This is a genomic window from Ruegeria sp. AP7, assembly GCF_056539905.1.
In genome coordinates this window covers 1-1,352 of record NZ_JBQFVT010000040.1, presented here as the reverse complement: position 1 = coordinate 1,352, position 1,352 = coordinate 1, and the positions used below count along the sequence as shown (strand labels likewise).

1 protein-coding gene is annotated in these 1,352 nt (G+C 56.3%); it reads left to right on the top strand.

Annotated features, from left to right (window positions below; translation table 11 throughout):
* Positions 1-90 precede the first annotated feature (90 nt).
* Positions 91-1,110, top strand: coding sequence for an IS110 family RNA-guided transposase (locus ACR0KN_RS22435; RefSeq protein WP_480553476.1), 1,020 nt, complete (start codon positions 91-93; stop codon positions 1,108-1,110).
* Positions 1,111-1,352 lie beyond the last annotated feature (242 nt).

Sequence of the window (1,352 nt, the reverse complement as noted above, 5' to 3'; positions counted from 1 at the left end):
GCTGATGGGGTGGATGGCTCCTGCTCCAACCGGCGTCGCGATGCGCCATATTGCAGGTGTCTATGTCTGCTTTCTGAGAGGAGCCACCCCATGCAAGTTACCACCATTGGTCTGGATCTGGCCAAGAACGTTTTTCAAGTTCACGGCATTTCTGAGGATGACACGGTCGTCTTCAATCGTCCGCTTCGGCGTGCACAAGTTCTGCCTTTCTTCGCGAAACTGGAGCCGTGCCTGATCGGCATGGAGTCCTGCAGTAGCGCCCATCATTGGGCCCGAGAGCTTACCGCCCTGGGTCACGACGTGCGTCTTATCCCGCCAACGTACGTGAAGCCTTACGTCAAACGTGGCAAGTCCGATGCGATAGACGCAGAGGCGATCTGCGAAGCGGTCACGCGGCCGACCATGCGCTTCGTGGCGATCAAAACAGTCGAACAACAGGCTCTTCTGTCACTACACCGAGCTCGTGATCTTTTGGTCCGTCAAAGAACACAGCTGATCAATGGCTTGCGTGGATTGGTCGCCGAGTTTGGTATTTACATCCCAAGAGGCTTGGCTCGTGTGATTGGCGTTGCTGAAGAGATAACACTCGGTGAAGCTCTTGATTTGCCCGACATTGCCAACGAGGTGATCCGAAACCTGTCCGAGCAACTCATGGCTCTGCACAAGCGGATACGTTGGTACGAGGGACGGTTGAAGCAGGTCGCCAAAGAAGACGCGCGTGTTCGTCTGCTGCGCACCATACCTGGCGTCGGCGCTGTTACAGCCTCGGCAATCATCGCCAGCATCGGCGACGGGCATCAGTTCCGCAATGGACGCGAGTTTGCTGCATGGCTCGGTCTGACGCCAGCGAACAAATCCAGCGGAGGGAAAGAGAGGCTTGGTCGGATCACGAAGATGGGCGACCAATATCTCAGGCAACTGCTGGTCGTCGGGATGACATCGCTGGTGCGGCAAACCCGGTCACATCCGGAACGCGCAAGCAAATGGTTGGCATCATTGCTCGAACGCAAACCCGCTCGGGTTGCCACAGTCGCCATGGCGAACAAGACAGCACGGATTGTCTGGGCCGTTCTCACCCGCAGCGCACCTTACAATCCACATATGGTCTGAGGAGAAAAGAACCACGAGTAAGCAAGACCTGCGAGATGATGGTGCATAAGTCTGCCGCCAAAACCAGGGCACTCCGCCGAATGGCTCGGGTATTGCAGCCCGCAAAGCTGATAGGAACTTGGTTTGCGGAACCCATCAGGGCCAGCGGTCAAAACCGCGCAAACAGGCCGGACACATGACTGCTTCTGACAAATGCACAAATCAGATCAAAAACGTCTTGCTATGCAGGAGCCATCCACACA